This window comes from Virgibacillus sp. JSM 102003, from assembly GCF_041949995.1.
GTDB lineage: Bacteria > Bacillota > Bacilli > Bacillales > Amphibacillaceae > Lentibacillus.
Map to the genome: position 1 here is coordinate 104406 of NZ_JBHFQH010000003.1, position 24676 is coordinate 129081.

At 40.9% G+C, this 24676-nt stretch carries 26 protein-coding genes; 24 read left to right on the forward strand and 2 right to left on the reverse strand.

What is annotated here, in order from left to right:
• Positions 1–12 precede the first annotated feature (12 nt).
• From ACE1TG_RS04590 to ACE1TG_RS04660, 15 genes are all read left to right on the forward strand, one after another.
• Positions 13–1329: a dihydrolipoamide acetyltransferase family protein gene (locus ACE1TG_RS04590; RefSeq protein WP_375051186.1), complete on the forward strand. Its 1317-nt coding sequence runs from the start codon at positions 13–15 to the stop codon at positions 1327–1329.
• Positions 1330–1341: 12 nt separating this feature from the next.
• Complete coding sequence (lpdA, locus tag ACE1TG_RS04595; RefSeq protein WP_375051187.1) at positions 1342–2721, forward strand: dihydrolipoyl dehydrogenase; 1380 nt, start codon at positions 1342–1344, stop codon at positions 2719–2721.
• 57 nt (positions 2722–2778) lie between these two features.
• Positions 2779–3564, forward strand: a complete 786-nt coding sequence (locus ACE1TG_RS04600) for a Cof-type HAD-IIB family hydrolase (protein ID WP_375051188.1) — start codon at positions 2779–2781, stop codon at positions 3562–3564.
• A gap of 530 nt (positions 3565–4094) precedes the next feature.
• A complete protein-coding gene (locus tag ACE1TG_RS04605; RefSeq protein WP_375051189.1) occupies positions 4095–4319 on the forward strand; it encodes a DUF1659 domain-containing protein in 225 nt (74 codons plus the stop codon).
• A 39-nt stretch (positions 4320–4358) separates the two neighbouring features.
• Positions 4359–4574, forward strand: coding sequence for a DUF2922 domain-containing protein (locus ACE1TG_RS04610; RefSeq protein ID WP_092491592.1), 216 nt, complete (start codon positions 4359–4361; stop codon positions 4572–4574).
• A 90-nt stretch (positions 4575–4664) separates the two neighbouring features.
• Positions 4665–4913, forward strand: coding sequence for a hypothetical protein (locus tag ACE1TG_RS04615; RefSeq protein WP_375051190.1), 249 nt, complete (start codon positions 4665–4667; stop codon positions 4911–4913).
• Positions 4891–5841 carry an NERD domain-containing protein gene (locus tag ACE1TG_RS04620; protein WP_375051191.1) on the forward strand — a complete coding sequence of 317 codons (951 nt, stop codon included), beginning with the start codon at positions 4891–4893 and terminating at the stop codon, positions 5839–5841. Before ACE1TG_RS04615 ends, ACE1TG_RS04620 begins: the two co-directional genes overlap by 23 nt.
• A 564-nt stretch (positions 5842–6405) precedes the next feature.
• Positions 6406–8463, forward strand: a complete 2058-nt coding sequence (locus tag ACE1TG_RS04625; protein ID WP_375051192.1) for a BglG family transcription antiterminator — start codon at positions 6406–6408, stop codon at positions 8461–8463.
• Positions 8464–8502: 39 nt separating this feature from the next.
• A complete protein-coding gene (locus tag ACE1TG_RS04630) occupies positions 8503–8997 on the forward strand; it encodes a PTS sugar transporter subunit IIA (protein ID WP_375051193.1) in 495 nt (164 codons plus the stop codon).
• Entirely contained in the window at positions 8994–9278 is a 285-nt protein-coding gene (locus tag ACE1TG_RS04635; RefSeq protein ID WP_375051194.1) for a PTS sugar transporter subunit IIB, read from the forward strand. The genes ACE1TG_RS04630 and ACE1TG_RS04635 overlap by 4 nt, the downstream gene beginning before the upstream one ends.
• 68 nt (positions 9279–9346) lie before the next feature.
• The gene (locus ACE1TG_RS04640) at positions 9347–10606 is read left to right on the forward strand and encodes a galactitol-specific PTS transporter subunit IIC (RefSeq protein WP_375051195.1); all 1260 of its coding nucleotides are present in this window, start codon (positions 9347–9349) and stop codon (positions 10604–10606) included.
• A gap of 472 nt (positions 10607–11078) precedes the next feature.
• The gene (locus ACE1TG_RS04645) at positions 11079–12110 is read left to right on the forward strand and encodes a zinc-binding dehydrogenase (protein ID WP_375051196.1); all 1032 of its coding nucleotides are present in this window, start codon (positions 11079–11081) and stop codon (positions 12108–12110) included.
• A 22-nt stretch (positions 12111–12132) separates the two neighbouring features.
• Positions 12133–12804 (forward strand): deoxyribose-phosphate aldolase, encoded by a 672-nt coding sequence (gene deoC / locus ACE1TG_RS04650; protein WP_375051197.1) that lies wholly within the window; start codon positions 12133–12135, stop codon positions 12802–12804.
• Positions 12805–12869: 65 nt separating this feature from the next.
• Positions 12870–13025, forward strand: coding sequence for a hypothetical protein (locus tag ACE1TG_RS04655; RefSeq protein WP_375051198.1), 156 nt, complete (start codon positions 12870–12872; stop codon positions 13023–13025).
• Positions 13026–13049: 24 nt separating this feature from the next.
• Positions 13050–14102, forward strand: coding sequence for a galactitol-1-phosphate 5-dehydrogenase (locus tag ACE1TG_RS04660; RefSeq protein ID WP_375051199.1), 1053 nt, complete (start codon positions 13050–13052; stop codon positions 14100–14102).
• A 280-nt stretch (positions 14103–14382) separates the two neighbouring features.
• Here the strand turns inward: ACE1TG_RS04660 and ACE1TG_RS04665 are convergent, their stop codons facing one another.
• Positions 14383–14598 (reverse strand): Spo0E family sporulation regulatory protein-aspartic acid phosphatase, encoded by a 216-nt coding sequence (locus ACE1TG_RS04665; RefSeq protein WP_375051344.1) that lies wholly within the window; start codon positions 14596–14598, stop codon positions 14383–14385.
• Positions 14599–14773: 175 nt separating this feature from the next.
• Positions 14774–15814, reverse strand: a complete 1041-nt coding sequence (locus ACE1TG_RS04670) for a C40 family peptidase (protein WP_375051200.1) — start codon at positions 15812–15814, stop codon at positions 14774–14776.
• A gap of 225 nt (positions 15815–16039) precedes the next feature.
• On the opposite strand from ACE1TG_RS04670, the gene ACE1TG_RS04675 reads away from it, so the two are divergent.
• From ACE1TG_RS04675 to ACE1TG_RS04715, 9 genes are all read left to right on the forward strand, one after another.
• Positions 16040–16798: a YveK family protein gene (locus tag ACE1TG_RS04675; RefSeq protein ID WP_375051201.1), complete on the forward strand. Its 759-nt coding sequence runs from the start codon at positions 16040–16042 to the stop codon at positions 16796–16798.
• The gene (locus ACE1TG_RS04680; protein ID WP_375051202.1) at positions 16773–17471 is read left to right on the forward strand and encodes a CpsD/CapB family tyrosine-protein kinase; all 699 of its coding nucleotides are present in this window, start codon (positions 16773–16775) and stop codon (positions 17469–17471) included. The genes ACE1TG_RS04675 and ACE1TG_RS04680 overlap by 26 nt, the downstream gene beginning before the upstream one ends.
• Before the next feature lie 203 nt (positions 17472–17674).
• On the forward strand, positions 17675–18448 hold the full coding sequence (locus ACE1TG_RS04685; RefSeq protein ID WP_375051203.1) for a tyrosine-protein phosphatase: 774 nt from the start codon (positions 17675–17677) through the stop codon (positions 18446–18448).
• A gap of 129 nt (positions 18449–18577) precedes the next feature.
• Positions 18578–19342 (forward strand): tyrosine-protein phosphatase, encoded by a 765-nt coding sequence (locus ACE1TG_RS04690; protein ID WP_375051204.1) that lies wholly within the window; start codon positions 18578–18580, stop codon positions 19340–19342.
• A gap of 141 nt (positions 19343–19483) precedes the next feature.
• A complete protein-coding gene (locus ACE1TG_RS04695) occupies positions 19484–20140 on the forward strand; it encodes a response regulator (RefSeq protein ID WP_375051205.1) in 657 nt (218 codons plus the stop codon).
• 58 nt (positions 20141–20198) lie between these two features.
• On the forward strand, positions 20199–20933 hold the full coding sequence (locus ACE1TG_RS04700) for a transcriptional regulator (protein WP_375051206.1): 735 nt from the start codon (positions 20199–20201) through the stop codon (positions 20931–20933).
• 41 nt (positions 20934–20974) lie between these two features.
• Positions 20975–22804, forward strand: a complete 1830-nt coding sequence (locus tag ACE1TG_RS04705) for a polysaccharide biosynthesis protein (RefSeq protein WP_375051207.1) — start codon at positions 20975–20977, stop codon at positions 22802–22804.
• 27 nt (positions 22805–22831) lie between these two features.
• Positions 22832–23713: a UTP--glucose-1-phosphate uridylyltransferase GalU gene (galU, locus tag ACE1TG_RS04710; RefSeq protein WP_375051208.1), complete on the forward strand. Its 882-nt coding sequence runs from the start codon at positions 22832–22834 to the stop codon at positions 23711–23713.
• 317 nt (positions 23714–24030) lie between these two features.
• The gene (locus ACE1TG_RS04715; RefSeq protein WP_375051345.1) at positions 24031–24666 is read left to right on the forward strand and encodes a sugar transferase; all 636 of its coding nucleotides are present in this window, start codon (positions 24031–24033) and stop codon (positions 24664–24666) included.
• The last annotated feature ends 10 nt before the right edge of the window (positions 24667–24676 follow it).

Here is a 24676-nt window from a genome sequence, read left to right on the forward strand (position 1 = left end):
GGGGGGATCGTAATGGCTAAAGAAGTTTTCATGCCAAAGCTAAGCAGTACAATGGAAGTTGGTACGTTACTTCAATGGTTGAAAGAAGAAGGCGATCCCGTTGAAATCGGCGAGCCTTTATTTGAGATCATGACTGATAAAATCAATATTGAAGTTGAGTCATATGAGGAAGGCGTCTTTTTAAAAAAATATTATCAAGTGGATGATGAGATACCTGTAAATGCGGTTATTGGCTATGTTGGCGAGGAAAACGAAGAGGTACCAGACGAACCGCCAAAATTAGCGGATGGTGAAGAGTCTTCTGATGCTGGTGAATCTGCTAAGGAAGCTGAGCAGCTAGCAGCTGAACAACCTGAAGAATCTGCAACTGATAAAGTTCGTGCTACACCAGCAGCAAGGCGCGTTGCCCGGGAAAATAATATAGAATTGTCCAGTGTATCGGGTTCAGGTCCTAAAAGCCGTATACACGAACAAGATGTTGTTGAAGCTGTCGATACGAACCGTGCAACCCCGCTTGCTGAAAAAATTGCTGCTGATAAAGGCATGGATCTTAGTCAGGTACAAGGATCTGGAGCTCGCGGAAAGGTAGAAAAAGCAGATGTCACTGGATTTACTGCTGCTCAAACGGAACCAGCTGAAGAGCCTGAGCGGGTTAAGCTAAAAGGATTGCGTAAAGCTGTTGCAGACAAGATGCTGGAAAGCACGCAGAGTATTCCGCATGTCACACTAACAAGTGAAATTGACATGTCACAGGTAATTGACGTTCGTAAATCATTACTGCCAGTAATCGAAAAACAGACAGGCTATCGACTTTCCTATACTGAAATTATTATCAAAGCGACAGCACACGTATTAGGAAATCATCCGAAAGTGAATGCTTCACTTGTTGGTGATGAAATCGTAATGAATAAAGATGTCAATATCGGATTGGCTGTAGCGGTCGAGAACGGGTTGATCGTTCCAACGGTCCCTGACGCTGACAAAAAAGGTCTGGCTGCATTAACTGAAGCAAGTAAAACCTTAGGCTTGAAGGCACGTGATGGCAAATTATCACCAGCTGAAATGTCCGGCAGCACGTTCAGTATCAGTAACTTAGGCATGTATGCTGTCGATGGATTTACACCTATTATTAATCCACCTGAAACAGCAATCCTTGGCGTCGGACGAATCGTTGAAAAACCAGTTGTTGTCGATGGATCGGTTGAAGTTCGACCAATGATGGTGCTCAGCCTGTCATTTGATCATCGGGCAATCGACGGCGCACCAGCAGCTGCATTCCTAACAGAATTAAAAGATCGCTTAGAAAATCCATATGGTCTGTTAGTATAGGAGGTGGAATCCATGAAGACATTTGATCTAGCAATAATTGGCGGTGGCCCCGGTGGCTATGTAGCAGCAATCCGCGCTGCAAAAGAAGGTCTGTCTGTTGCGCTCGTTGAAGGACGTGACCTTGGTGGCACATGCTTGAATCGCGGCTGCATTCCGTCCAAAACATTACTAAAACATGCTGAAGTAATTGAAGAGATAAAAGATTCCAGGACATATGGAATCACGGTCAATGATTTTTCCTATTCAATAGAAGAAATGATCAACCGGAAAAATAAAGTCGTTAACCAGCTGAAAAATGGAATCAAAGGATTGATGAAGCAAAATAAAATCACAGTATTTGAAGGATATGGGTATGTCGATGACAGCAAAACGGTTACTGTTAAGACTGGTGATGACAGCGAGAAACTTCAGGCTGAGAATGTTATTTTAGCAAATGGTTCGAAGCCATTTGTCCCACCGCTGCCTGGCCTAGATACTGTTGACTATTTTACTAGTGATACCATTTTCGATATAAGTGAAGTTCCATCCCATATGGTAATTGTCGGGGGTGGCGTTATCGGTCTGGAAATTGCCTGTATTTTTAACAGCCTCGATACGAAGGTAGAAATCGTCGAAATGGCTGATCGTATTTTGCCGAACGAGGACCCAGATGCCGCTGGTTATTTAGCGAAAGAAGTCGCTAATAACGGGATTACTATTCATACAGGATCCAAGATTACCAGTTTTGCATCTGATGATGGCAAAACAACCGTTACAATGGAGAAGAATGGCGAGACCAAATCTCTTCAAACGGACAGTGTACTTGTTTCGGTAGGAAGATCACCGAATCTTACTGGAATAGAGGACTTGTCTGTTGATTTTGACGGTAAATTTGTCAAAGCTGACCGAAATATGAAAACCTCCATTGACGGCATTTATGCTGTCGGCGACCTAATTGGCGGATTCCAGCTTGCCCATGCGGCGACTGATGAAGGGATTAAAGCGGTTAATCATATTTTAGGTAAATCTGCTAAAAAGGAATCGATTATACCGCGATGTGTCTATACTTTTCCTGAGATTGCCAGTGTCGGATTAACGGAAGCTCAGGCAAAAGAAGCAGGTTACCGCGTGAAGGCGAAAAAAGTCGACATCGCTGCAAACGGAAAAGCGATTGCAGCAGGTGAAACAAGCGGCTTAATGAAAATCATTGCCGAGGAAAAATACGGCGAAATTCTAGGTGTTGTCATGGTTGGCGCTCATGTCACGGAAATGATCAGCCAAGCAACGTCTTACATGCACCTGGAAGGAACCGTAGATGAGATCGAAAGCATGGTATTCCCGCATCCAACGATATCTGAATCGTTGTTTGAAGCTGGAAGCGCATGGCTTGAAAAAGGAATACATTTTAATTAATCTAATAGTGGTCATCATTTTAAATGGTGACCAATTTTCTATGAAATGGAGAAAATAATGAATAAGAAATTAATCTTCTTTGATATTGACGGAACTCTTCTTGATCACGATAAGCAATTACAAACTTCAGCCAAAAAAGCAATAGCTGAGTTGAAGCGAGATGGACATGTTGTAGCAGCTGCGACAGGTCGTGCTCCGTTTACATTCCAACCCATATTGGAAGAATTGGATATCGATACACATGTCAGTATGAATGGGCAATACGTTGTTTTTGAAAATGAAGCAATATACAAAAATCCCTTATCGGCAGATGTTCTGGGAGAATTAAATAAATTTGCAGCAGCCAAAAATCATCCGATTATCTATGTGAATCATGAAGATTGGTATTCCAATACGGAGGATCATCCACAGGTTATTGCTGCAATCAACTCATTAAAAGTTGACCAGGAGCTAACCTATAATCCCGAATTTCACCAAAGTGGAGAAGTATACCAAGCCCTGTTGTTCACCCCAGAGGAGAGTGAACCTGACTATTGGGAAGCTTTCAGGCAGCAGCTTGAATTCATCCGTTGGCATGAGCACTCCATGGATGTCCTACCCCACGGCGGCTCAAAGGCAGCAGGCATCGAGAAATTGATCAACCACTTGAGATTTTCCGCAGATGATGTGTATGCATTTGGTGATGGGCTGAATGATATTAAGATGCTGCAATCAGTCCAAAATAGCGTCGCAATGGGCAACGCATCAGATGAAGTAAAAGAATCAGCTAAATTCGTAACAAAGGATGTACAAGATGATGGCATCCTGCATGGACTTAAGATGGTAGGATTAATTAAAAGTTGATCAAACGTTTGATCAAGGCAGGCTCGTTTAGGCGGGTCTGTTTTTTTGTTGTGTGCGGAGAGCTCATGCGGTAATTTATTCAACTCGAGCGAGCGGCCCTTTAACTCGAGCGAGCAGCCCTCAAACTCGAGCGAGCAATCCCCAAACTCGAGCGAGTAGCCCTCAAACTCGAGCGAGCGACCCTCAAACTCGAGCGAGCGACCCTCAAACTCGAGCGAGTAGCGCTTAAACTCGAGCGAGCAGCACTTAAAGTCGAGCAGGCAGCACGACTAACTCATGCAATAACGTACGCAACTCGCGCCACCACCTACTCCAATTATGTTGATTTTCGGCATCCGCCAAAAATCTTCTACTTTTTAGAGAACTATTCAATAGGTCATTTTCTGCTAAAGCAGAAAATCCCTTTCTTTTAAGTACTATCGTTTCTCAAACCAAGAAAGTGGCATTTTCAATGAAAATAACTTTTTTTATTTATGATGCCACTTTTTAGACGTGAGCTTCGATAGTATGTGTGAAAGGAGGTGTTCGACATGGCAGTAGCACAAATGATGAAGTCACGAATGAGCCTTGTTTTGGATGACGGCATTGACGAATTATCAGGTAAGCAGCTTTTCAAAACGAAGAGCTTCAACAACGTAAAGATCACTGCAACAGCTGATCAGTTATATTCAATCGCTAACGCAGTCGTAGTTTTACAACAACGCCCGCTTTTAAGCATCGAGCGAAAAGACAGTTCCGAACTAAGAGGAGCATAATCGATCACATTCTAAAAAATAGGGAAGGGAGGGAATACAATGAAGAAACTTGAACTTAAATTTTTAAACGCTGAAGGCAAAACAGTAACCTATTCACTAGAAAAACCAATTGAGCCAGTTGACCCAGTTGCAGTTAAGGCTGCAATGGACGAGGTCATCGCACAAGATGCTTTCACATCATCGGGCGGAAATCTAGTAACTATCAAAAGCGCACGCGTAGTTGAACGCAATGTGCAGGAAGTTGAATTAGTATAATAATGAGGACCAGTGCGGGGGTGCGCTGGTCCTTAAGTGTATTAGTATCTATCAAACAAATACTGACAAAATTATTTCCGGGGAAATATTTTGGTAGAAATTGTCGGATACCGACAATTTCTTCTGGATTTAATAAAATTATATTTTCCTATCACTAAAATAGGTGAAATTTTGACTTGGGTAAAGGAAAATTCAATTCCCTTATTTTTAGTAGAATTAAATTTCTTTTTTATTGCAACTTCAGTGATTGTTGCTAATTTCCCTTATGAAGCAAAACGTTATATTATTGCTAAAAACGAATTAAGGAGCAATGGAAATGAATATGAAACTAAGGACTAAACCACGACCACTCCAAAAGCTTGATGCAGCGATTCCCCGACTGTCACCACATTTTCAACAGTTGCCAGCGATGAAGGAAGATGCAGCAATCCAGCAGAAGGGGTTTAGTGGGGAATTGAAGGTTGATTACTACCTGGATTATTTAGCAACAAACTATACCATTCTTCAAGATGTTTATTTGCGGGTGAACGGCAAAAATGTGCAAATTGATTCACTGGTTCTTTCACAGCAGGCGATCTATATTGTTGATTCGAAAAACTATAATGATACGATAACCTTCGATACAACCCTCAAACAAATGACCCGGAGCGATGGAAAGGTAGAGAAAGGATTCGAATATCCTATCACCCAAGTCCAAAATCAACAATTTCATCTTCAGAACTGGCTCTCCCAACATAATTTCCCTAGCATTCCAATCTATTATTTTGTTGCAATCAGTGAGCCATCTACCATAATTAAAGTGAATGGTGACACAGAAGCAGTTGGAAAAATAGTCGCTCATGCAGCACGAATTCCCTCCATGATCATGGAAAAAGAACAGCAACTCACCGGGCAAAGTGCTTATAAAATTCAAGATAGAAAAATTGGAAAAATAATTTTGAACGTCTGCAATGTATTTGATATGGATATAAACAAGAAATTCTCCATCAAGAAAATGGATCTGTCACCTGGGGTTATCTGTCCAGAATGTGGATTGCTGGGAATGGAGAGGGTATATGGCGGGTGGAAGTGCAGGAAATGTAAAATGTTCTCAAAGAACGCTCACCTAAATGCCATTTCTGATTACTTGTTATTAGTAAAGCCATACATAACAAACAGAGAATGCATGCGTTTTCTAAAATTAAGCTCACGGAATGCTGCTACAAGGATACTGTCTAAAAGTGGACTTATTTACGTCGAGAAAGGTAGGTATTGGGTAAAGCATTAAAGATAAGAGCAACCTCTTCAATATTGTTGATTTTCGGCGCGAGCCGAAAATCTTCCTTCAATGATAATAATGTAAACATCCAGCTGAGGCTGGATGTCTCTTTAATTAATTGATTAAATTGTTCTAACTCGAGCGAGCGTGCCGTAAACTCGAGCGAGCAGCCTCCAAACTCGAGCGAGCGCCCTGCAAACTCGAGCGAACAGCCTCCAAACTCGAGCGAGCACGCCTCAAACTCGAGCGAGCGCGCCTCAAACTCGAGCGAGCGCGCCTCAAACTCGAGCGAGCAGCCCTCAAACTCGAGCGAGCCGCCTCAAACTCGAGCGAGCGCGCCCTAAACTCGAGCGAGCAGCCCTCAAACTCGAGCGAACAGCCTCCAAACTCGAGCGACCGCCACATCCTCCATACATAATTCCCACCACCACAACCCAAACTATGTAATACCTTGGTTTTGAAAATGTAAATCACAATGTTGTACATTAACTGTTCAATTACTTGTGCTGAAAACGTATTCTTTATGCGTTGGTGCGGTGATATAATTTAGTTAACGGAGGGAGGCGAGACATTGTGCCACTTAGTGAGCGGGATAATAAAGTCCTGAATGAGCTAATTAGTAATCCTGGTGTTACGAGTTTGGCGATTGAGAAGAAATATAATTTGACGCGTCGACAGCTTGGTTACAGCATTAATAAAATTAATGATTGGCTAATGCGTAAGGACCTTCCGAGTATTGAAAGAACAAGACAAGGATATTTTGTTATCGATCAATCCGTTTTTACCATGTATAGTGTCGAAAATGAAAGCGTTCCAATGGATACAGCGATTTTGACTGGGGAACAGCGGGTTCAAATTATAATTATGATGCTGTTGAGCACGGAAGAGGAATTGTCGCTTAATCACTTTTCCATTGAATTGGATGTGAGCAAGAATACGGTTCTTAGTGATTTAAAGGATGCACAGGGTTTCCTGGATAATTATGATTTGACTCTCCGTTATTCGCGAAAATTCGGGTATTTGATTGAGGGCAAGGAGTTCAAGATTCGCAATTTACTCATCTATTCAACGTACCAAATGCTGTCCATGTCTGATGGAGAGCGACGGTTGAAGAAATTGGCTTCGATTGATGAACAGGAAGTAACTGAATACCTCAAGCGTATTGAAAACGTTGAAAATAAGCTCGATCTAAGGTTCACAGATGAGAAGCTTGGGACGATGCCTTATGTACTTATTTTGATCTTGAGAAGAATTGAGCAGGGGCAAGCTATCAATATTTTTTCCATTGAATATGAAGAACTCTCCAATACGAAAGAGTATCAGGCGACAGAAGAAATTTTCCAGGAAGCTGATAAGATTCCAATGGAAGAGCGTTTGTTCATCACATTGCATTTACTGACAACCAATGTTTACAGGACAGACTTCCCTACAGATGAAGATGTCATTCCAAATCTGATTCCGGTGATTGATAATATGCTGCGCCTGTTTGAAAAAAGTGCCTGTATTTATTTGCAGGATCGTGATCTTTTGCTGGATAAATTGTTGCAGCATATCAAGCCAGCCTATTACCGAATTAAGTATCAACTGTCGGAAACGATTTCGCTTCAGGGTACATTGAGCAAAGAATTCAAAGAGCTGCATCATCTGGTTAAACGGTCAACAGGTCCATTGGCAGATTTGGTTGGCAGCCGTATTCCGGACAGTGAAGTTTCCTATATCACGATGCTGATCGGCGGCTGGATGAAGCGGCAGGGCGCAAGCATTGAGAAAAAGACAAAAGCAATTGTCGTTTGTCCGCAAGGTGTATCGGTATCAAGGCTTATGTTTAATGAGTTAAGTGAACTTTTTCCTGAGTTTGTCTTTCTCGATTCACTGTCTGTTCGTGAGTTTCTGAACTATAAATTGGATTATGACATCGTGTTTGCACCGACATTTTTGGAAACGGATAAAAAACTATTTATTGCAAAAGCATTCCTTGGACGCGAGGAAAAGAAACGCCTCAGGAAGCAGGTAATGCTTGAGCTGCATGGCTATCTGCCGCATGACTTGAATGTCGAGGAACTGCTGGCGATTATCCGCAATCATGCATCGATTGAAAATGAACATGCATTAGCTGAGGACTTGCAGCGTTATGTAAAAAGGGATGATGATTCATCAGTTTCGCAGAATACTGTCAGTAAGACATTGAATTTAGACGAACTGATTAAGCCTGACACCATTACATTGAAAAAAAGCGCTGATTCCTGGGAAGAAGCAGTCCGCCTGAGTGCACAGCCACTGGTTGAAAGTGGTGCAATCACACCGGACTATGTGGAGGCGATGCTTCGCTATTCAGATGAGGATCCGTATATTGTGATCGGACCGAATATAGCGATTCCGCATGCTTCACCTGAAGAAGGTGTTAACCAGGTTGGAATGAGCTTATTGAGACTAGAAGAAGGCGTTGAATTTTCATCAGATTACCGCATTCATTTAATAATTGTTATTGCCGCAGTTGATAAACAACAGCACTTGCATGCACTTATGCAGTTAATGGAACTTTCTGGATCACAACAGGACCGCAATCAGCTGATTAATGCACAAACGAAAGAAGCTATTCATTCCGTTATACAATCGTATTCAACTGATTGAGCAAAGTTGTCCGTACAGCAGAGAAAAGGAGTGTCGAAATTGGGCGAATTATATTTTGATGAATCTGTCATTCTATTAAATGTAGAAGGCGTTTCAAAAGAAGCTATATTAGCAAAAATGGGTCAAAATCTGGCAGATAAAAAACTCGTAAAAGCAAGTTTCATAGATGCAATCATTGCCAGAGAAGGTGAATTTGCCACAGGCCTGCCAACTGGTGAGGTGTCAGTCGCCATTCCGCATACAGATGTGGAACATGTTAATCAAAAAACAATCAGTGTCGGTATTTTAAAAGATCCGGTTAATTTCGGTGTGATGGGCGGCGATGACAGTGAAACAACACCAGTCAAGGTTGTCTTCATGCTGGCAATGGATGAGGCCCATTCACAGCTATCATTACTGCAGAAGTTAATGCAAGTTTTCCAGGATCAGGATACATTGCAGCAGCTGGTAAATGCAACAGATAAAACTGAAATAAAACAAATGCTGGAGGCTAAGTTAGACTTGGCAGCCCTTAAAGGAGGTGAGTCGAAATGAAAAAGAAACAAGTATTAGTAGCATGTGGTGCCGGTATTGCAACATCAACAGTTGTTAATGGCGCAATCGAGGATATGGAAAAAGAACATGGTCTAAATTTAGACATCAGACAAATCAAAATTGCCGAAGTAAGTAGCTATGTGGATACAGCTGACTTACTCGTAACAACAGCAATGACGAAAAAAGAATACCCATTCCCAGTCATTAATGCTCGCTCATTCCTGACAGGCATTGGGACAGATGAAACGAAAAAACAAATCCTAGAAGAACTGCAAAAATAAACTAACAATCTCGGTTTCTTTTATCAAAAGAAATCGGGATTTACATCACAGTATGAGGGGGAAGAAAAATGCAAGGTTTTGTTGATTTTATTCAAGCCTTTTTAGATCTTGGAGCAACCGTAATTTTACCTGTCGTTATATTCTTACTAGGTCTATTATTCGGGCAGAAGCCAGGTAAAGCATTTCGTTCCGGTCTAACAATCGGGGTAGCGTTTGTTGGTATTTTCCTAGTTGTTGATTTGCTGGTTAATAATCTTGGACCAGCTGCACAAGGAATGGTTGATCGGCTCGGCGTTGAACTAAACGTCATTGATGTTGGGTGGCCTGCTACATCATCCATCGCATGGGCATCCACAGTAGCAGCATTTATCATTCCACTTGGCTTGGTTGTAAACGTTGCCATGCTGCTGACGAAAACAACAAAAACGATGAACGTGGATATCTGGAACTTCTGGCATTACACGTTTATGGCAGCAGTTGTTTACACAATTTCAGGCAGTATCATCCAAGGACTAATCGCTGCGGTGATTTTCCAAATCGTAGCTCTGAAAGTTGCTGACTGGACAGCACCTATGGTTAGTGATTTCTATGAACTTCCAGGTGTATCGATTGCTACAGGAAGTACAATCTCCTACGCACCAGGTATCTGGTTAGTAAAACTGCTTCAAAAAATTCCTGGTGTGAATAAAATGAATGCTGATCCGGATACAATCCAAAAACGATTTGGTATCTTTGGTGAGTCTATCTTTATCGGACTATTCCTAGGGGCAGCAATTGGTGCGTTAGCAGGGTATAGTGTCGGTGACATTATTGATATTGGTATGTCAATGGCAGCCGTTATGGTGTTAATGCCTAAGATGGTTAAGATCCTGATGGAAGGGTTAATGCCTGTATCAGAATCTGCACGTGAGTGGTTGAATAAACACTTTGGTGATAAAGAAATCCTTATTGGACTTGACGCAGCGGTATTACTTGGACACCCATCTGTTATTGCAACAGCATTAATTCTTGTTCCAATCACAGTATTGCTTGCAGTTATCCTTCCTGGTAACGCACTATTACCATTCGGTGACTTGGCTACAATTCCATTTGTTGTCGCATTCATCGTTGGTGCAGCCAGAGGTAATATTGTGCACTCGGTTATTGTTGGTACAATTATGATTGCATTATCACTTTATATGGCCACAGATATTGCACCAGTATTTACGGAAATGGCTCACAATGCTCAATTTGAAATGCCAGAAGGATCTGCCAAAATCTCAAGTATCGACCAAGGTGGTAACCTGGTGAACTGGATTATCTGGAAATTCTTTGCACTATTTAACTAAACTGTTCCTCTGAATTTACCATTTAAATGTGTTGGCTGTTTTTGTGAGTTTGTTGTTGAAAAAAACCTACTAATTGCGTCATAGACTACCGCTTCGGAAATACACTGCGCTTTCCGCGGGCGGCTGGTGAGCCTCCTCGTGCTACGCACTGCGGGGTCTCGCCGATGCCTTTCCTCCCGCTGGAGTCTCCGTGTATTTCCTACGCTGGATTGTGCTTATTTGTTTTAAGCCATTTAAACCAGCAGATGGAATATGCGAGACTCCTGTGGGACAGCGAGCCTAAGAGACCCCGCAGTGAGCGTTCTTTGCGATCGAGGAGGCTCGTGGTGAGCCCACGGAAAGCGAGTATATTCCACCTGCGTGGTCAGTGAGCCACCTTAGACTGTGACGCAGTTTATATATACTGCCAAGCCAAAACCAACAAAACTCACAAAAAAGCCACCGTAATCGAACAAGACAGGAGGAGTCATCTATGAAAGCTTTAGTCAAAAGAGAACTTGGATTTGGAAACCTGGAGATTCAGGAAAAAGCAGAACCGAAAGCAGGCAAAGATCAAGTTAAAATCAAAGTAAAATATGCAGGTATCTGTGGTTCCGATATCCACACGTACGAAGGTCATTACAAGGTTGCAGCCCCAGTCACACTTGGACATGAATTTTCTGGTGAAGTGGTTGACGTTGGAGAAGGCGTCACAGAATTCAAACCAGGAGACCGCGTCACATCAGAAACAACATTTTATATTTGCGGCGAATGTGAGTATTGCCAAGCAGGGGATTACAACCTTTGCAATCACCGTAAAGGACTTGGAACGCAGCAGGATGGCGGCTTTGCCAAGTACTTGGTTGCCCGTAAAGACAGCCTGCACCACTTGCCAGAAAATGTTTCTTATGAGGATGCAGCTATGACCGAACCATTGGCATGTACGCATCACGCAGTTTACAAAACAGAAATTAACGAATGTGACATTGTTGTTGTTATTGGTCCTGGACCGATCGGGCTATTCACAGCACAGGTTGCCAGAAGCCGTGGCGCAAAAGTCATCATTACCGGTTTAACAAATGACCAGGTGCGCCTCGATAAAGCAGAACAGCTTGGCATTGACCATGTCGTTAATATACAAAAACAGGATATTACAGAAGTCGTTAATAGCCTGACAAATGGCTATGGGGCAGATGTTGTATTTGAATGTTCCGGTGCCATTCCCGCAGCAAAACAAGGACTTGATCTGCTGCGCAAAAAAGGACAATACGCACAAGTTGGTATTTTCCCGGCATCAGAAATCCAATTCGACATGGAAAAAGTCATTCAAAAAGAAATCCGGATTGTCGGCAGCAGAAGTCAGAAACCGGCAGACTGGGAGCCATCCCTGGAACTGATCAATAATGGGGCTGTCAATGCAAACGATATGATTACACATGAATTTGATATCACCCAGTGGGATGAAGCTTATAAAGCCATCAAAGATGGGGATGCAATCAAAGTTTTACTGACACCTGTTGACTAAACATGGGAAGTGAGCTGGTAAAATGGATAAACAAAAACTGACTGATATTATTGACTATACACTGCTGAACCCAACCGTGAGCAAGGAAGATATCAAGGCTTTTTGCCAGGAAACGATTGATTATGGATTTAAGACAGTATTCGTCAATCCGCACTATGTGCCATACGCTTATGAGCTATTGGCACCACACAACATTAAAGTCGGTGTGCCAATTGGCTTCTCATTAGGTGGTGCCACAACGAAGACAAAAGTTGCTGAGACAAAAGAAGCAATTCAAAACGGTGCTGAAGAGATCGATATGCTGATCAATTTAGGTGCGCTGAAGTCTCAGGAATATGATGTTGTAAGAGAGGATATTGCCGAGGTAGTCAACGCATCAGAAGGCCTGACAACGAAGGTGATCATTGAGACAGCACTGTTAACGGAAGACGAGAAAGTCAAAGCTGCCAAACTAATTGTTGAAGCTGGAGCTGACTTTGTTAAAACGGCAACAGGCTTCAATGGTGGCGGTGCTACCGTTGAAGATGTGAAGCTATTGCGTTCAGTTGTCGGATCCGACTTTGGTGTAAAAGCTGCAGGCGGTGTCCGCACTTATGACGATGCAATCGCAATTGTCGAAGCAGGTGCAGACCGCATCGGTGCCAGTGGGGCCATAGCAATTGTTACTGGTGGAACATCTAACGCTAGCTATTAAAGAATGGACGATTGGGTTTCACAGCCCGATCGATCCCATCATTATTACAGAAAAGAGGGTTAAAAATGGTCGACGCAATGCTGGAATTTATGCTTGGACCTTTACGCGGAATAAGTGATTTTTACCTCGACTATCAAATCTATTTCAATACAATCATTGTAGGATTTGCTTTATATAAGATTTTGTCCAGTAAAAAAAAGACAGAAGAAACAGCTAACTAATCACAACTAGAAAGGGTGATAGAGATGAGATCCCTTAATCTTTATGATGAACAGGATATCCGCTTTGAAGAATCAGAAGAACCAGTCATTGAACAAGCAGATGACGTGATTATTAAGGTGAAGGCTGTTGGGATATGTGGTTCCGATATTTCTCGATACAAAAAATTGGGACCATATGTTGAAGGTATGACATTTGGCCATGAGTTTTCAGGCGTAGTCACTGACGTTGGTACCGATGTAAAAAATGTCAAACCAGGTGACCGCGTGTCCGGCTGTCCCGCTTTTTACTGCGGAGCATGTGAAAGCTGCCAAAAAGGAGAGCCATCACGCTGTGAGAAATTACATGTCATTGGCGCACATGTACCAGGTGCATATGCAGAGTATGTAAAATTGCCAGTGGAAAACATTGTACCAATTCCAGATAATGTAGATTACGATACAGCTGCACTGGTAGAACCATCCTCCGTCGTAGCGCATGGTTTTTATCGTACTAGCATCCAGCCGGGAGCCGAAGTGGCTATCATGGGTTGTGGCAGTATCGGATTGCTCGCCGTCCAATGGGCTAAAATATTCGGTGCAAAGAAAGTCTATGCAATTGATATCGATGACACAAAGCTCGAAGTTGCCAAAGAGGTTGGGGCGGATGTGCTGATTAATTCATTGGAAAAACCAGCACATGAACAAATCGAAGCACATACAAATGGTAAGGGAGTTGACCTCGCTGTCGAGTCAGCAGGTTCACCGATCACATCAGCACAAGTATTTGCCCTGCCAAAAAAAGGCGGAGAAGTCGTCTTCATGGGCATCCCATATGCCGACATTAATATCGAACGCTTTTATTTTGAGCGCATCGTCCGCAATGAATTAAACGTGCTCGGATCCTGGAATGCGTTATCCTCACCGTTCCCTGGAAAAGAATGGAGCTCATCCGTCCACTACATGAGCACAGGTCAAATCGACGTCAAACCAATGATCTCGCACCGCCTAAATTTGCGAGAGGGTCCTGAAACTTTTGATAACCTGATCAACCGCAAAGGATCATATGTCAAAGTACTCTTTTATCCGGAACTGGGATAATATGCGTCCATGTGGGCGCTTTTTTATTTGCAGCTATCGCGCAAACTCGAGCGAGCAGCACTCAAACTCGAGCGAGCAGCCTCCAAACTCGAGCGAGCAGCCCGCAAACTCGAGCGAGCCCCCTCAAACTCGAGCGAAAACCCTCGCAACACGCCATCCAAAGAATGGTGATTTTCGGCATCTGCCGAAAATCTTCTACTTTATTTAAACAATTCAATAGGATATTTTCTGCTAAAGCAGAAAATTACCATCCTACCCAGTAAATACAAAACATCCAGCCTCAGCTGGATGTTTGCTTTTCTTTTCTTTGTATATATTGGTACTTTGTTATTAACTCATCTAACTCCCGACTATATTTTAATGTTTCTTCACCTGTTAGTCCGAAAGTCTGAGCTGTCTTTACCATATTCTCTTTCTTATTCTCAATTTCTCGTAAAAGGTTATCTGTGTACTCGGCATGGGTAACTATAATGGGACATCTCCTTACATTTGGTATCTTCTAATATGATATTAACCGAAAGTTAGTGCAATTGCACCAGTTCTTACTTATAATATCGACAATAAATAGAAAATATTAACTTTATACAGAGCGAATGCATCGCAAAGAGTACTTCGACCCTAAAAATAAAAAAACACCCAGCATCAGCTGGATGTTCTCCTTCACCTAAAATCTAGTAAAATCGCTTAAATCCATCAAAGTGCTTGCTCCAATAGGAGTTATCCAAACTAGTAATCTGCACACCGCTTGAGCCTGCGTGGATGAATTGGTTGTTACCTAAATAAATTCCCATATGTGATATTCCGGACTTATAGGTGTTCTCAAAGAATACGAGGTCACCTACTTGTGGTTTATTCACATAAAATGAGCGGTTGTAGTAGCCACTAGTCGATAGTCGCTTCAGGTTTTTACCTGCCTCACTATATGAATAGTAAATAAATCCGCTGCAGTCGAAGCCGCTTGGTGATTCTCCGCCCCATGCGTAGTCAGCACCGTTTACGCTCTTGGCAGTGCTAATCAATTCTTTGACGTTATAATCCACATCAGCAGCAGGCGCGCTTGAATCGCCTCCACCGGACTTCCCACCGATATTAAGCTTCTGCCCAATCAATATCAAGTCCGATCTCAAATCGTTCCACTTCTTCAATTGAGCAACACTAACACCATAGCGCGAACCAATCGCTGACAATGTGTCACCTGATTTAACGGTATAAACTTTTGATGATGCGACTTTCTTATCAGACGTCTGACCATCGCCGGTGCCGCCGGTCTGACCCTGACTACCATCAGGTTCACCGCCCCCACCCTTAGAAACCACAAACTCGTTCCCAGGATAAATAAGCGTTGTATCCAAACCATTCCATTCCATTAAATCAGAGAGTGAAATATTATGTTTCCCGGCGATGCCACTTAACGTGTCATCACGCTTAACGGTATATGTAGTAGATTGCGTTGTATTAGTAGTAGAATTAGAGTTTGATGTAGTAGTAGATTTGGATGTTTTAATTACCTGATTTGGGAAAATAATGTTTCCTGATAGACTGTTCCATGATTTAAGCTGTCCGACACTAACGTCGTATTTATGCGCTATTGCCCATAATGAATCGCCGCTCTTCACCTTATACGATGCTGCATCTGCATCTTCGGCGCCAACAAATGCTGAGGCAATAACCGCACTTGCACTTACCGACATAAATAATTTCTTGTTGTTCAAATTATTCAATTCTCCCTTCCATATTAAAGTCTGTTAATTATAGCATGATTCTACATATTTTTAATAGATTCCATAGGAAATAGGAAAAAAGTAATAGAGACAATTAAAAAAAACAATCGAATTTCACCCATTATATGTTATAATTTCGTTTATAATGTCGAAATAAATAACATACCGCATATTAAAATAGGGTATCATCTACGAGTAAATGGAGGTACAAGATCTATGGAAGAAACGATTTCCCTCAAAGAGATAGTTGAGGTTATTAAAAAACGTCTAGTGCTTATTATTGGATTAATTGTTGGGGCGGCGGTGATCGCTGCGATTGTTAGCTACTTCATTCTAACGCCAACCTATGAGTCTAGTTCAATGTTTGTTGTCAATCAGGAACAGCAGGAATCCGGTCAATACAATGTTAATGAAATCCGATCAAATGTGGAATTGATAAATACATACAATGTGATTATCAAAAGTCCTGCAATTTTAGAGGATGTTGTACAAGAGCTCAACTTAAGCTATTCTGCTGATCAGTTAAGCAATAAAATCAACGTTTCCAGTGCAGAGAATTCACAGGTTGTTACTGTAACAGCGACTGATCCAGACGCTGAGCTTGCTGCAAATATAGCGAATACAACGGTAACTACTTTTCAGCAAAAAATACCTGACCTCCTGAATGTAGATAATGTCCATATTTTATCGGAGGCAGAATTAACAGCAAACCCCGAGCAAGTCAGTCCAAAACCACTGCTTAACATTGCGATTGCAATTGTACTTGGGGCTATGGTGGGCATTGGGATTGCCTTCTTGCTTGAATATTTGGATAACACCATTAAGACAGAAGACGATGTTGAAAAAAGAATGGGTGTGCCGGTACTTGGCGTGGTAACTCATGTATCGGATGATGATGTAAGGCTTGAGCACTTCCAGACTCCACATTCCAGAAGAAGGGGTGGTTTAGATGGCACGCAGAAAAAATCAATCTAGAAACAATAAAATGAGACATCTGATTACGAATCTAAATCCACGCTCACCTATATCAGAGCAATATCGAACCATCCGGACTAATCTGCAATTTTCCTCTGTGGATGAGGATTTGCAGACAATGCTCGTAACTTCTCCTGGTCCTGGTGAAGGAAAATCGATGACAACTGCGAATTTAGCCGTTGTTTACGCACAGCAAGGAAAAAAGGTGTTACTGGTTGATGCAGATCTTCGTAAACCTACAATTCATTATACGTTTCGCCTCGACAATCTGAAGGGACTAAGCAACGTACTAGTTGGGGAAACACCGTTAGCGGATGTAATCAATCCGAGCGAAATCGAAAACCTTGACCTAGTCTCATGCGGGCCAATTCCGCCAAACCCCTCCGAATTGCTGGCATCTAACAGAATGCAGCAATTGCTGAATGATGCAAGTGGGATGTACGATATTATTCTATTCGATACGCCTCCTGTAATGGCAGTAGCGGATGCCCAGATTCTTGCTAACTTATGCGATGGGTCGATTCTCGTGGTTCGCAGTAAGCAAACGGAAAATGAGGCAGCTGCTAAGTCGATTGAACAACTGCAATCTGCCAAGTCCAAGGTTCTCGGTACTATCCTTAATGATCGCGATAAGAAAGAAGCGAATTATTACTACTATTATGGAAAAAATTAATTGAACTGTTTGGCTCCTTTCTCTTAGAGGTTGAAAGGAGTCATCTTTTGTCGAGATTTGTCAAAATTATCCAAAACTATGACTTTTTAGGAATTAAAGTGACTATAAAATGACGTTATATGGTTCCATTTTCATTTATTATCTTGATATAATCATAAAATAGGTAAATAGACCCACTAAAGAAAAAATAGGGGGAATACGAGATGATAGATATACATTGTCATATTTTACCGGGTTTAGATGATGGGGCTAAATCGGTTACAGAGAGCATTATGATGGCTAATGAAGCTGCTAAACAGGGGATCACAAAGATCGTAGCAACACCACACCATAACAACGAGTCGTTCATGAACTATGGTACCGACATTACCGGGGCAGTTGATTATTTAAATGGGCAGCTTCAGAAAGAGAACATACCAGTTGAAATACTGGAAGGTCAGGAAACCAGGGTTTATGGAGATATGCTGGAAGACTTAAAGAATGGCCAAGTAATCGCGATAAACAAAGAAAGCGATTATGTGTTTGTTGAATTACCTACCTACCAAGTTCCTAAATATACGACACAGCTATTATTTGATATGCAGATTGCTGGATATAAACCTGTTATTGTCCATCCCGAACGGAATCATGAATTGCAGGATGATCCTGATAAGCTGTACCGGATTGTTAAGAACGGTGCGTTAACCCAAATTACTGCTGCCAGCTTACTAGGTTTTGCGGGTAAAAAGTTCCAGCGATTTGCAAATCAAATGATAGAATCCAACCTCACTCATTTTATTGCATCAGACGCGCACAATGTAAAAAAACGCGGCTTCTTCATGCGCGAAGCTTCACGTTATCTTAAAAAGCACTATGGGAATACTACTGAATATACATTCATGGAAAATAGTGAATTGATGATTATTGGCCAAACCGTTCATCAGGAACCACCTGAACGCATTATTACCAAGAAGAAATGGGGTGTTTTCAACAAGTAAGGCATTTGCTGCGATTCGGCAAAAAGACCCACTTTTAAAAAGTAACCTTGTAATTATATGTTAATTTTTGTTATACTGTAATTGAATTTTTAAAGTATTCGGACAAATAACGACTAGGAAGTGACAAACATGATCGACATACATTGTCATATTTTACCTGGTGTTGATGACGGTGCCGAAACGCTTGCTGATAGTGTTGAGATGGCAAAAGCTGCTGTTGATCAGGGTATTCGCACAATAGTTGCCACACCACATCATCGGAACGGAAAATATGAAAATACGAAAAACGAAATACTGCACTATACAAATAACTTAAATGAAAAATTGGTGTCAGAGGGTATTCCGCTAATTGTTCTTCCTGGGCAGGAAACAAGAATTAACGGTGATATAATTGACGGATTGGCGAAAGATGAAATAATGCCAATCAATGAATTTAAATATGTCTTTGTAGAGTTCCCTTCAGAACAAGTTCCTGGGTATGCCAAACAATTGCTGTTTGATATTCAGGTTGTAGGGTATATACCAATTATAGTCCATCCGGAACGAAACCGGGAAATAATCGAGCATCCATCCGTTTTATATGAGTTAATTCGAAAGGGAGCACTGTCACAAATTACCGCCGGAAGCATATGCGGAAAATTCGGTAAGAACCTGCAAAAGTTTTCGCATCAGCTAGTTGAGGCGAATCTGACACATTTCATTGCTTCAGATGCACATAATACAACATCAAGAGGATTTTGCCTCGAGGAAGCCTACCATGAGCTGCAAAAACAGCATGGTAATGAGGCGTTGTATATGTATAGAGAAAATTGTGAGCTATTAATAAGCGGGAAGACGGTAAATCGTGACGAAGCCCATCCTGTTAAGCGAAAGAAAATTTTAGGATTATTTTAAACTAGAAAACACCAATGAATACCTCATGAAAATTTTCTAGTATTTTTTATGGAATTATTCAGGTTGTACATAATTTTGTACAGCCTTAAGTGTAATATGTACTATAGGATAGATTATTTCTTATCAAAAGGGGTTGGTGCTGTGATCAAAGTAATGCTAGTAGAAGATCAACGATTATTTCGCGAAGGTGTCGAAGCACTAATTAGTAATACGGACGATATTGAAGTAATTGGCATGGCAGAAAGTGGTGAGTCTGCCATCGAACTATTACAACATGAACAACCTGACGTGGTTTTAATGGATATACATATGGCCGAGATGGATGGAATAAAAACGACGGTATATATAAAAGAAAACCATCCTTCAATCAAAGTGGTCATGTTAACTTCCGTTGCAGAAGAAGAGCTTGTCATCCGAGGAATTAATGTTGGAGCAGACGGGTTTTTACTAAAAGACCTGTATCCGGACAATCTTACCCAATCTATACGGGATGCTGCACGGGGCCAATCGGTTTTGTCTGGTAAAGTTGCAACTATTTTAGTCAATAAAATAAGAGAGCTAACCCTAGATAAGAAACAAATTCTTGGGAAAAGACTGGAAAACCGGGGAATGAATTTAACAGCAAGGGAATTAGACATTGCCTACCTATTTATGGATGGCTGTTCCAATAAGAAAATTGCCCAAAAGTTATTCCTAGGAGAAGGAACGATTAAGAATTATATCAGCGAAGTATACAGTAAACTGAATATCCGTAACCGCCACGAAGCAGTTGACTATTTAAAAAACCTGCTCAAGTAATAAAACTATGACTAAAATTTCCAAAAGTCACTAAAAAAATGACTGGTTCTTTAGTATTATGAAGAATGCGATTAATTATCAAAAATTGTCGTTAAATGAATTAATCTTGATAAGGCGGTCGTCAGCCATGATAACGATTTGTTATATAAGTGAAAATGGGATTGAACAGCGAATACTCGATGCAATCACAAGTGACTCAGCAATGGAATTGGGCAGCGATGTTATTTATACAAGTAATTCAGCAAACTTAGTATGTCTGGTTGAACCAACTGTGTTACTGCTGGATACAGACGGTATACCCTGGACAGAAGTATTAAACACGATACATACGATAAAGCAAGCTAACCTGGATACGAAAATAATCGTAATTGCATCATCTAATGAAGAAACCTGCCTGCTGCAAATAGTCGAAACTGAGATTGATAGTATCGTAGAAAAAACGCCAGCACTGCATACGTCGATTACAGAAGCCGTAAACGATGTACTGGACAACCACTACATCATGCCTGAAACTATCACACAATCATTTATCTCCAGGTTTTTAAACTTGAAATCGATAAGCATAGACATATTTTCTAAACAACTCACGGAACACAATATAGACTTAACCCGAAGAGAATCGGAAATAGCCTATTTCATGCGTCATGGACTGCGCAATAAAGATATAGCCCATAAACTGCAAGTAAAAGAAAGTGCGGTAAAAGTGCATGTGAGTCACATTTATAAAAAAACCGGAAGCAAGAAGCGAAACGAAATAATTAAGATGCTTAATCAGGTGGTGCCTGCGAAATAAGTCAGGTTCTGTGATAAAATGTATAGAAAGGAGCTGACGTGATGACATATAGGACGAGAATCTCCTTGTTGGTTCTATTAGACTCTATTATTGTCACATTTGCAATTTTTGTTGCTTCATGGGTTGTGTACCCGAATATCATCGAGTACAGCATGCCAGCTTTAATTATCAGTTCAATTGCACTCTTAATCTCTCATCATATTTTTGCAATGATATATAAGTTATATAACAAAGTCTGGGCATATGCAAGTGTTGGTGAATTGATTGCTATCGTCAAAGCAATCACACTTTCAATTTTAGCTGCAGGTATCGTTCAATATTTAGTGAATGATTTTACAATCTTTCGCAGGGCACTAATCGTAACCTGGTTATTGCACATCACGTTAATCGGTGGATCAAGATTCATGTGGCGCATTTTTCGTGACCGATACATAACATCAGATCAGACAAAAAACCGCACACTTATTGTTGGGGCGGGGGCTGCGGGGTCAATGATTGCTCGCCAAATAAAAAATAATCATGATAATAGCCAAATGTATCCTGTCGCATTTATCGATGACGATTTAAATAAACAAAAAATGCAGATTTATGGCATTCCCGTATTAGGACGATCCAAAGATATTACAACCGTTGTACAAAATCATAATATTGAGCGTATTGTAATTGCGATACCATCCTTACAAAATGGTGAGTTAAATAAACTCGTGATGGAATGCAATAAAACAGACGCAAAAGTACAAATGATCCCGAAAATCGAGGATATTATGACCGGTAAAGTTTCGGTAAGCAGCTTAAAAAATGTCGAAGTTGAAGATTTACTTGGACGTGACCCGGTTGAATTAGACATTCATACGATATCGGAATATGTTACAGATAACACTGTCATGGTAACTGGTGCAGGTGGATCAATTGGCTCAGAGCTTTGCCGCCAGCTGATGCGCTTTACACCACATAAAATTGTACTTGTAGGACACGGTGAATTCAGCATTTATACAATTGATATGGAACTACGTGAAAAATACGGTACAACAAATGTCGAAATTGTTCCAGTTATCGGTGATGTACAAGATCGCAAACGCATGTTTGAAATTATGGAAGAACATCAACCGACGATCATCTATCATGCGGCAGCGCATAAACATGTGCCATTAATGGAATATAATCCACACGAAGCGGTCAAGAACAATGTGATTGGTACGAGAAATGTTGCTGAAGCAGCAGACGCGTTTGGTATCGATACATTTGTATTGGTTTCATCTGACAAAGCAGTTAACCCAACAAATGTAATGGGTGCAACAAAACGTGTCGCTGAGATGATCATTCAGGTTTTAAGTACACGCAGTAAAACCAAATTTGTTGCCGTTCGATTCGGGAATGTGCTCGGAAGTAGGGGCAGTGTTATCCCATTGTTTAAAAAACAAATCGAGCGTGGCGGACCTATTACGGTAACAGACCCGGAAATGACCCGTTACTTTATGACGATTCCAGAAGCATCACGATTAGTAATTCAGGCAGGGACACTTGCCAAAGGTGGCGAAATCTTTGTCCTTGATATGGGTGAACCCGTGAAGATTGTTGATTTGGCTCGCAACCTTATTAAACTATCAGGCTACACCGAAGATGAAATACCGATTGAGTTTGCTGGCATAAGGCCGGGTGAAAAAATGTACGAGGAACTTCTTGGTGATGATGAAGTTCTGCCTGGTGAGGTTTATGATAAGATTTATGTTGGACGGACGGTTGCAGTTGATCCTTCTACACTAGTTAATTTGGTGGGAAGCTTTGAACGATATTCAACCGAAGATTTGAAAAATGAATTAATGACAGTTATTGATACAGAAAGAATACTATTAGTCGCGAAAGGATCGTAATTTGATCTTTAATTGGGGGTTATCAATTTGAAAACAGTAAAAAAAGCAATCATCCCGGCAGCTGGACTTGGTACTAGATTCTTACCAGCAACTAAAGCAATGCCAAAAGAAATGTTACCAATTGTAGATAAGCCTACCATTCAATATATCGTTGAAGAAGCAATTGAATCTGGTATTGAAGATATAATTATTGTTACAGGTAAAGGAAAGCGTGCAATAGAGGATCACTTTGATCACAACTTTGAGTTAGAAGACAATCTTATGAAAAAGGAAAAATTTGAGCTATTAGATAAAATAAACTACGCCTCGAATGTTGATCTTCATTTCATTAGACAAAAAGAGCCTAAAGGACTAGGACATGCGGTATGGTGTGCACGTAAATTTATAGGTGATGAGCCATTTGCAGTACTTTTAGGTGATGATATCGTTAAGGCAGAAACACCCGCATTAAGGCAGTTAATTACCCAGTATGAAGAAACACAAAGTTCCATTGTAGGTGTGCAGCAAGTTCCAGAAGATCAGACACATCGTTATGGTGTTGTTGACCCTAATACAATTGAGGGTAGACGTTATCAGGTAAACAACTTTGTAGAAAAACCTAGTCAAGGAACTGCCCCATCAAATCTTGCTATTATGGGAAGATACATTTTTAATCCAGAGATTTTCGGTTTTCTGGATAAGCAGGAAATTGGGGCAGGTGGAGAAATCCAACTTACCGACGCGATTCAGAAGTTGAATGAATTGCAGAAAGTATATGCTTATGACTTTGAAGGTAAGCGGTATGACGTTGGGGAGAAGTTAGGGTTTGTAAAGACGACGATTGAGATGGCATTGGGTAATGATGAAATTAAGGAAGAGTTATACAGTTATTTAGAGCAATTGATGAAAGATCGTACGTTAAATGTATAAAAGAAATTGTAACTTGAAAGAGGGTTAAATAGAAAGTAACCGGCTATATAAGTAGTCGCTCTTACATATCTATTTACCCTTATTTCCGTTTTTTAATTAGGTGATGTCTTCTTACCTATATAAATGGAGGTACTCGGCTATGCTGTGGGTTTAAGTCATTTAAACCTTAGACATTTATTGTCAGTAGTGTGGTGTTGTTTGATGCCCTGTTTAGTATTTGATTAAAAACATACAACTTTAGTAGGTTAGTAGTTTGTTTGATGAATTAAATGGAATTAAGTACTAACCTACTAAAAACCTTAGGGAGTGTGACCGAATTGTACATGAAGACTAAAAGATTGTTAGATATCATTATTTCTTTAACTGGATTTATTGTTCTTTCTCCAATATTTATACTTTTAATTCTAGCAATTAAAATAGATTCTAAAGGGCCGGTGTTATTTAAGCAAAAAAGAGTTGGAATTTATAAAAGACACTTCCATATATTGAAGTTCCGTACTATGAGAATAGATACGCCTAAAGACACCCCTACACATATGCTGGATAATCCAGAACGATACATTACAAAGGTGGGGAAATTCTTGAGAATGACTTCACTTGATGAACTCCCACAGATTTGGAATATCTTTATTGGTCAAATGAGCATTATCGGTCCTAGACCAGCTTTATGGAATCAGTATGACCTAGTTGCTGAGCGTGATAAATATGGTGCTAATAATGTACCGACTGGACTAACAGGATGGGCACAAATTAACGGTAGGGATGAGCTTCCTATTGAGTTGAAAGCTAAGCTTGATGGTGAGTATGTTCAGAAGGTGAGTATCTTAATGGATGCAAAGTGTTTCTTTGGGACTATCATTAGTGTTGTTAAAAGTGATGGTGTTATTGAAGGTGGAAATAGGCCAGCAAATGAAAACGAGATTGCTGCTACAAAAAAACAAGCAAATCACTAAGACAGTAAAG